Consider the following 7,871-nt stretch of genomic DNA (forward strand, 5'->3'; position numbering starts at 1 on the left):
GGAACGAACTCAGAGGCAAACCCCCAAATTTTCTTTACTTCTGCCTTTGGGCTTTCCACTGCTGTCGTCAGCGCATCGGAATTATTCTCAGATTTTTAAATCTTTGTAACCTTTACAGGTAATGCCAATGGCTCAAATCTTACTCCAGACAGTTTGGTTTATACCTTGCTATCCACTTATCGGCGGAGTTCTGTCAATGCTGTGGTTTCCGGCAGTTACCCGCCGCACCGGGCCCCGACCGTCCGGTTATGTAAACGCCATATTAACCTTGTTCGCTTTCGTACACGGCACCGTCGCCCTGACAGCTATTTGGAACCAACCGGCCCGGCACCAGTTGATTCCCTGGCTGAACGTAGCAGGTTTAGACTTAACCATTCCCGTAGAAATCTCTGCTGTCACCGTCGGGGCGACTGTTTTGATTACCGGACTGAACTTGCTGGCGCAGATTTATGCTTTCGGTTACATGGAAATGGACTGGGGCTGGGCTAGGTTATTTTCCTTGATGGGGCTGTTTGAAGCGGGGATGTGCGGCTTGGTGTTGTGCAATTCCCTGTTCTTCAGCTACATAATTTTGGAAATCCTGACTCTGGGAACTTACCTGCTAGTCGGGCTGTGGTTCAATCAGTCTTTGGTGGTGACAGGAGCTCGCGATGCTTTCTTAACCAAGCGGGTGGGTGACTTATTCCTGCTGATGGGGGTAGTTGCCATTCTGCCGCTGGCTGGAACTTGGAATTTTAACGAGTTGGCTGTTTGGGCCCAGACTGCAAAGCTTGACCCCACTGTAGCGACGCTGTTGACTTTAGCTTTGATTGCCGGCCCGATGGGTAAGTGCGCTCAGTTTCCCTTGCACCTGTGGCTGGATGAGGCGATGGAAGGCCCGCTGCCGGCGACAATTTTGCGGAACACCGTAGTTGTGGAAACTGGTGCTTGGATATTGATTAAGTTGCAGCCGGTGATTGCTTTGTCGCCGATGGGGATGACGACAACTATTATTGTTGGCGCTGCGACGGCGGTGGGTGCTTCATTAATTGCGATCGCCCAAATTGACATCAAACGCACGCTTTCCTATATAGTCAGCGCTTACATGGGCTTAGTATTTATCGCCGTCGGCACCGGACAAGCCCAGACAGCCCTGACATTAATATTTGCGTACAGCTTGGCAATGGGTTTGCTGGTGATGAGCATCGGTTCGGTAGTTTGGAACAGCATCACTCAGGATGTCCGATCTCTCGGCGGTTTGTGGGGAAAGCGGCCGATATCGGCGATATCGTTTATTGTCGGTAGCGCTGGATTGGTGGGACTGCCACCTTTCGGCTGTTTTTGGGGTTTAGAAGAATTAACATCCGGGCTTTCGGAAGCTCAGCCTTTGCTGTTAGGAATCGTGCTGTTTGTAAACGGCGTCACTGCTTTTGGCTTGGTGCGCGTCTTCGGTTTAGTTTTTGGCGGCAAACCAAAGCAAATGACCGAACGTTCGCCAGAAGTTCACTGGCCTTTCATCTTGCCGATGACTGTTTTAATGGGCTTTACTTTGCACGTTCCGCACTTGCTGGCTGCGTGGAATTTATTGCCTGGGGCGAGTTTGAATTATACCGCCAGTGGACTGCTAGTTATGTCAACGGCGATCGGCATCGGTGCCGGAGCGTTTATTTACCTGAACGATAAATGGGAAAAACCAGTGCGAATCGGTTCTCAAGCCCTGCAAGACTTTTTTGCCTACGACTTTTACACCGCCCAACTTTACCGGGTGACAGTGGTATTTGCCGTCGGTTTAGTTGCTCGAGTCATCTCCTGGATCGATCGCAACATTGTTGACGGATTCGCGAACTTAATCGGTTTTGCAACCGTTTTTGGCGCGCAAAGCCTCAGGTACAACGTTAACGGTCAAACTCAGTTTTATGCCCTAACAATTCTTTTCGGAGTTGCACTTTTGGGACTGCTAATAAGCTGGCCGTTGCTAGTTCGTCTGTCGCTGATTGTGGGCGGGTAAATAGAGTTAAATTTAAGATTTTAGGTGAGCTTTTAAATCTAAAATCTTTTAAAAATTAATTCTCGGACAAAGAGTTCAAAGTTTGTTAAACAAGGCACAATCAATGAACCAAAATCATAGACTATTCAATCTTTCCCGCCGCAATTCCCTCAAATTTGTCGCCGGAGCCATTGGTACAGGAATACTCGCAGCACGAGCAGGCGCTGATTTGGCTGCACCCGAACCAGTAATTGCTCAAAATGACTTGACTCCCGATGCAGCTTTGAAACAGTTAATGGACGGAAACCAGCGGTTTGTTGACAAAAAACGCAAAAGTCCCAACCAAGACTTACCCCGGCTCCTCGAAGTTGCCATAGCTCAAAAACCCTTTGCTGCTATTCTCGGCTGTGCAGATTCCCGCTTTCCTTCCGAAATTATCTTCGATCAGGGATTGGGAGATTTATTTGTGTGTCGCGTGGCCGGAAATGTTGCTACTCCAGAAGAAATTGGCAGCCTGGAATTTGGCACGCTGCTACTGGGAGCAAAAGTGCTTGTGGTAGTCGGGCATAAAAGGTGCGGTGCCGTAAACGCAACAATCCAAGGAACTCAAGTTCCCGGTCAAATTGGCAGTTTGCTCGACGCAATTAAGCCTGCTGTAGAAAGCTCAAAAAGCCAAGCGGGCGACAGGCTAGAGAATGCCTCAAAAGCTAATGTTGTGGTGCAAGCTAAGAGGTTGAAAGCATCTCCAGTTATCTCTAAGTTAATTGCGGAGAACAAACTGAAAGTTGTTGGTGCATACTACGATTTAGACACGGGAAGAGTCTCTATTCTTTCTGATTAGCGATGCAACTTTTGATTGAGAGTTTGGGAAAATTGTAATATCTAAACTCTCAAATTATCACCAACAAGATCCTGCCAAATAGATTCTTTACTCTTCACTCTTGACACATTATGCTTAGTGCCTTGCTCTGGTTGCCCGCGTTGGGCGCTGCGGTAGTCGGGTTTTTGCCCGGAAACATCAATGGGATGCGTCTGCGTTCAATAGCTTCGGCTTTTGCTGCTGCTGTTTTACTTTTGAATATTTGGCTGTTGACTCAATTCGATACAGCCAATTCGGGACTGCAATTTCAAGAATATTTGCCTTGGATTCCACAATTAGGTTTGAGCTACAACTTGGGCATTGACGGCTTGTCCTTGCCGCTGTTGGTTTTAAGTGCTTTGCTGACGCTATTAGTCATTTACGGCACTGGCGAAGGGATGGCTCGACCCCAGCTTTACTATGCTTTGATTTTGCTGATCAATTCTGGTATTGCCGGAGCTTTGATGTCTCAAAATTTGCTGCTGTTTGTCCTGTTTTACGAACTAGAATTAATTCCTTTTTACCTGTTGATTGCGATTTGGGGTGGAAAGCAGCGAGAATACGCTGCCATGAAGTTTTTGATTTACACGGCTGTTTCGGGATTTTTAGTTTTAGCGGGATTTTTGGGTGTTGCTTGGCTGAGCGGCTCTTTAAATTTCGATTACACTGCGATTAACACTCAAGAATTGCCCTTGAGAACGCAATTGATCCTGCTAACAATTGTGCTAATTGGGTTGGGAATTAAAATTCCTTTAGTGCCGCTGCATACTTGGCTGCCTGATGCTTACGTCGAAGCTTCACCAGCAACAGCAATTCTGCTGGGAGGGATTTTGGCGAAGTTGGGAACTTACGGTTTAGTGCGGTTCTGCTTGCAGTTGTTTCCCGAAACTTGGTCAATTGTCGCTCCCGGTTTGGCGATTATCGGGACAGTGAGCGTGATGTACGGTGCTTTGAGCGCGATCGCCCAAAAAGACATCAAGCGCATGGTAGCCTATAGTTCGATCGGACATATGGGTTACATCCTCGTTGCCTGCGCCGCAGGTACGAAACTCGCGTTAATCGGCGCTGTCGGGCAAATGGTAAGCCACGGCTTAATTTTAGCTTTGCTGTTTTATTTGGTAGGCATCATCGAAACCAAAGTTGGCACCCGAGATTTGGACGTGCTCAACGGTTTGATGAACCCGATGCGGGGTTTACCCACTGCCAGTTCCCTGTTAGTTTTGGGCGGAATGGCAAGCGCTGGAATTCCGGGTTTGGTGGGTTTTGTTGCCGAATTTTTAGTGTTTCAAGGCAGTTTCTCGATCTTTCCAATTCCCACTTTACTCTGCATTTTAGCTTCTGGTTTAACCGCAGTTTACTTTGTGATTCTGCTCAACCGCACCTGTTTTGGCAAATTGGACAACGCCACGGCTTACTACCCTCCAGTTACGTTTCCTGAAAATGTGCCGGCGCTGGTTTTGGCGGCCATCATTTTTGTTTTGGGAATTCAACCTGCTTGGCTGCTCAAGTGGAGCGAATCTACTACAAATGCGATCGTTGCTACTTTGCCTGCTGACAGAAATGCCCAAGTAGCTATTAGCTATCCCCTTGAACATTCGGCGATGGAAATCGCGTCTACAGCAACGATATCCGCCGACGCTGACTAAGAGAATCTACTCGTTACCAGGCTCTTCCTGGTAACGCAAATATCGAGGATCTGCCTTCAATTTTCCGGTTCTGGCATGGATATCGGTTCTCAAGCAAAGCCGGAGAACCAGTTAAATAATTGCAGCTTTTTGCAAAAAATCCAAATCTCAAAATATTGAGATTCACTCAATCAAAGGAAACAACAATGGTACATACCCCTAATAAACCAGCAACTAAACTACCTCCTTCCAAGCACGAATTTGCTGAAGTAATTCACAGACTAGAAGCAGGCGGAGCGATGATTCCAGATACGCCGGAAAATCTGATGCAAATCATCGCTATCTGGAAAGCTTACGCAGTGCCGATGGATTTCTACTGGCGGGATTTGCTTTACATCGCCGAACGGGTATTTTTACACCCGCTTCCTTTCTTTAAATACTTTTTACCTCAAGAGTATTTAGATTTACAAAATCACTATGCAGGTGACGGTGCAGATTTGCGGATCTGGCGCGGGACTGGAAGTGCTCACCCAGAACTTTTGGAGTTCATGAAGAAGGGTGAAATTGGGAAAATGCCGCGGCTGTTTCACCATTTGTGGCACGATCGCATTAACATGGAATTTGCGGAAGAGTGCATGAGGTCAATGCTTTGGCACCGGCGCTTGTACCCGCAGACCAATCAATTCGATCCTTATTTGGACACGGACGAATACAAGGCTAATGCCGATCGCGCAATTAAAGCTTACTTCAAAAAAGACCCGTTCATGCTGGCACTTCACAAAGCATTTCCCGAAATGTTTTTAGAACAGTGCCGCCAAATGTCTTATTACAGCAATCTCGGTTTATTCTGGGAGGTAATGGCACCGGTGTTTTTTGAAGCGTCCGACCTTTACGACGAAGGTAAAATTACCACAGTCCCGCAGGCGATGGATTTCCTAGTAAATGGCATATTTGCGATCGCCGGTCGTCCGATTTACCACCACGTTCAAATCGACGGTGAAACCTACGAAATCATCCCCAAATCTAAGGGTTTCACTTGGCTTTACGAAGCAGCGTTACCTTACGTGGAAGCTATATTTTACCGCACTTCGCCGTTCCGAGGAACCAAATCTTACAACGCTCAAGCTAGGGAAGTTCCTGACGACCAAAAAGACTTCCACTACGGAGTGCTTTATGCAGACAAATTCCTGGTAGGTACGGCGGGGGTTCCGCCGACTTTGCTAGCACAAGATATGCTGCATTTCCTGCCGCCTTATTTGATGGATTTCTACAAACAGCGCTGTCGCGGCGAAGATGATATCCTCAATCAAATTGGGGTGACATTCCAGCGATCGATGTACTGCGTTACTTCGGCGGTAATTCAAGCTTTGCGGACTGCTCTTTTGTATCCCTTAGATGACCCGAATCCAAAGCATTTGAAGGCAAATCGGGCTTTCTTTGAGGCTCAGATCGATCGCTTCTGCCGCCCGGAATACGGCATGAAATATGCGGCGAAGCTCAAAAATATTCAGACTTCGGATTACAGGTAAAGGATGTTTAAGGGAGGCATCTTAGCTGAAAAGTTCGCCAGTCCGTCAGCCAGGGGTTTAAACCCCTGGCTCATAGCTGCGAGTCGGTTTCAACCGACTGGGAAAAATCAGAGTTTTTTAAATCAGTTTCAAAAGTGATATAATGTGATATAATATTAAGGCAGTTGGCATAGCAATCATTTAACTCTGTCTTATTTTCCTCTGATTTCTCTGCGTTATCTGCAGTTTAATCATTCGGAGACAACCGCAAACGATATCACGAAAACAAATAACTAATAACTAATAACTAATAACTAATAACCAATAACTATGAACAGCAAAGACGTAGCTAAATATATTGAAGCAACTGACGGGATTTCCAAACCTTGGCTGTTGGTGCAACTGCGGCTGAAAAAATTGCAAGAAAGGCGATCGGATATTTCTGCTGAAGAGTATGTTACAGCACTCGCCGACATTCAACAAGATTTAATGAATCTGGGGGAATGGTGGCTGGGAATCGAAGATGAGGTGTTTTAAAATTTAATTGAAAGTCCAAGTAGGATTAAGCCGATCGCACTTTAAAATTTCTCCATCAAATCTTTTTCGTGGGCATAGACATCTCGTAGCTGTTGCAGCGCGACCCCAGAAATGACCGATTTAACACTAGCTACCAGTTGGCCCCACTCCAGCAATCTGTCAACTGAAACAGCTTTTTTGAACTTGTGGGTGTAGAATTTAGTCCAAAATGCTGGTGCTTGCTTGCTTTTCCAGCGTTTGTACCATCTGCCAAAATCTTGAGGTGCGATCGGCTTTACTTCTAAAATCGGGGGAAAATCGGCGTAGCTGACAAAGCGGCTGATGCCTTTGGCGTGAACGTAAACCATGTAGCGACAGCATTCGATGCGGTAAATCTCGTCTGCTGCGATATTGAACAGGAGTGCGACTGTTTCTTCGGTAACGAATCTCGCCAGCGGATGCAGGATTGACGATTTGTGAATTATTCTCGATTCTGCGATCGTCCGCGATTTTGCCGGAGTTTCTGATATCATGGCTAGTACACCTCTGGATATGGTTAGTAGACTTCTGGATATGGCAAATGCACTTTTTGATAGAAAGAAATAATCTATCCAGATTAGGTTTTACAGACGATCGCCCTTTAGTTTTCCAGGCCGGGGGGCGATCGCTCTTTACATATAAACTTCTACGACGCAATTGCATCAACTGTCAAGCATGGGTTTAGTCAGGCTAAAAATTCGGGAACTAGCGGCGGAGAAGGGCTGGACGCTTAAGGAAGTATCCGATCGTTCCGGGGTAATTTATAGCACTGTCCGAAGCTATGCTCGTCGTCCTGAAATGGCAATGGTTGACTTTACTTGCCTGCGGAAGTTAGCTCGCACTTTTGATGTGATGATTGAGGATTTGGTTGAGGTTTTGGAGGAATAGGGCGATCCTCCTTAAGTTGTCTAGACAGGGGGCGAGCGCTTTTTCAGATGCAATTATCTTAAAACGCAACTGCATTATTTGTCAAGCATGGGTTTAGTCAGAGTAAAAGTGCGAGAGTTAGCGGCCGAGAGGGGCTGGACATTCAAGGAGGTGGCTGAGCGATCGGGCGTGATCTACAGCACCATAACCAGCTATGCTCGTCGTTCAGAAATATCAATGGTTGACTTTACCGCCCTGTACAAGTTAGCGCGGGCGTTTGATGTGATGATTGAGGACTTGGTGGAGATTATTGAGGAGTAGGCGATCGGCCTTTCCACATTTCCACTATAAACCCTTGTGTTGCGTCTTGTCAAGACGCGCTTAAGCACTTTGCATCGCAGCTAAAAGCTCAGCTTAACCCTGTTTTGTCACTCTGGCAGTATTATAATAAGGTAAAAATTCTAGAACCAAGACACAGAGTATGGTACAGC

The 7,871-nt window shown here is 46.6% G+C and carries 8 protein-coding genes; 7 read left to right on the plus strand and 1 reads right to left on the minus strand.

Annotated features, from left to right (window positions below; translation table 11 throughout):
* Positions 1-127 precede the first annotated feature (127 nt).
* From QUA80_RS13070 to QUA80_RS13090, 5 genes are all read left to right on the plus strand, one after another.
* Positions 128-1,987 carry an NAD(P)H-quinone oxidoreductase subunit F gene (locus QUA80_RS13070; RefSeq protein ID WP_333425061.1) on the plus strand — a complete coding sequence of 620 codons (1,860 nt, stop codon included), beginning with the start codon at positions 128-130 and terminating at the stop codon, positions 1,985-1,987.
* Positions 1,988-2,090: 103 nt separating this feature from the next.
* Positions 2,091-2,807, plus strand: a complete 717-nt coding sequence (locus tag QUA80_RS13075; protein WP_333425063.1) for a carbonic anhydrase — start codon at positions 2,091-2,093, stop codon at positions 2,805-2,807.
* A 110-nt stretch (positions 2,808-2,917) separates the two neighbouring features.
* A complete protein-coding gene (locus tag QUA80_RS13080) occupies positions 2,918-4,471 on the plus strand; it encodes an NADH-quinone oxidoreductase subunit M (protein WP_333425065.1) in 1,554 nt (517 codons plus the stop codon).
* A gap of 185 nt (positions 4,472-4,656) precedes the next feature.
* A complete protein-coding gene (locus QUA80_RS13085) occupies positions 4,657-5,979 on the plus strand; it encodes a CO2 hydration protein (RefSeq protein ID WP_333425067.1) in 1,323 nt (440 codons plus the stop codon).
* 309 nt (positions 5,980-6,288) lie between these two features.
* Positions 6,289-6,495 (plus strand): hypothetical protein, encoded by a 207-nt coding sequence (locus QUA80_RS13090; RefSeq protein WP_333425069.1) that lies wholly within the window; start codon positions 6,289-6,291, stop codon positions 6,493-6,495.
* A 41-nt stretch (positions 6,496-6,536) separates the two neighbouring features.
* Here the strand turns inward: QUA80_RS13090 and QUA80_RS13095 are convergent, their stop codons facing one another.
* Positions 6,537-7,007 (minus strand): hypothetical protein, encoded by a 471-nt coding sequence (locus QUA80_RS13095; protein ID WP_333425071.1) that lies wholly within the window; start codon positions 7,005-7,007, stop codon positions 6,537-6,539.
* 181 nt (positions 7,008-7,188) lie between these two features.
* Between QUA80_RS13095 and QUA80_RS13100 the strand changes: the two genes are divergently transcribed.
* Together QUA80_RS13100 and QUA80_RS13105 are read left to right on the plus strand one after the other, a co-directional pair.
* A complete protein-coding gene (locus tag QUA80_RS13100; RefSeq protein ID WP_006631307.1) occupies positions 7,189-7,401 on the plus strand; it encodes a helix-turn-helix domain-containing protein in 213 nt (70 codons plus the stop codon).
* Positions 7,402-7,488: 87 nt separating this feature from the next.
* Positions 7,489-7,701, plus strand: a complete 213-nt coding sequence (locus QUA80_RS13105; protein WP_006631308.1) for a helix-turn-helix domain-containing protein — start codon at positions 7,489-7,491, stop codon at positions 7,699-7,701.
* The last annotated feature ends 170 nt before the right edge of the window (positions 7,702-7,871 follow it).

Origin of the sequence: Microcoleus sp. F4-D5, from assembly GCF_036704885.1 — a bacterium.
Classification (GTDB): Bacteria; Cyanobacteriota; Cyanobacteriia; order Cyanobacteriales; family Microcoleaceae; genus Microcoleus.

Excerpts from the sequence above, each read along its gene's own strand:
- QUA80_RS13070 (WP_333425061.1), top strand. The coding sequence starts at position 128 with ATGGCTCAAATCTTACTCCAGACAGTTTGGTTTATACCTTGCTATCCA.
- QUA80_RS13075 (WP_333425063.1), top strand. The coding sequence starts at position 2,091 with ATGAACCAAAATCATAGACTATTCAATCTTTCCCGCCGCAATTCCCTC.
- QUA80_RS13080 (WP_333425065.1), top strand. The coding sequence starts at position 2,918 with ATGCTTAGTGCCTTGCTCTGGTTGCCCGCGTTGGGCGCTGCGGTAGTC.
- QUA80_RS13085 (WP_333425067.1), top strand. The coding sequence starts at position 4,657 with ATGGTACATACCCCTAATAAACCAGCAACTAAACTACCTCCTTCCAAG.
- QUA80_RS13090 (WP_333425069.1), top strand. The coding sequence starts at position 6,289 with ATGAACAGCAAAGACGTAGCTAAATATATTGAAGCAACTGACGGGATT.
- QUA80_RS13095 (WP_333425071.1), bottom strand. The coding sequence starts at position 7,007 with ATGATATCAGAAACTCCGGCAAAATCGCGGACGATCGCAGAATCGAGA.
- QUA80_RS13100 (WP_006631307.1), top strand. The coding sequence starts at position 7,189 with ATGGGTTTAGTCAGGCTAAAAATTCGGGAACTAGCGGCGGAGAAGGGC.
- QUA80_RS13105 (WP_006631308.1), top strand. The coding sequence starts at position 7,489 with ATGGGTTTAGTCAGAGTAAAAGTGCGAGAGTTAGCGGCCGAGAGGGGC.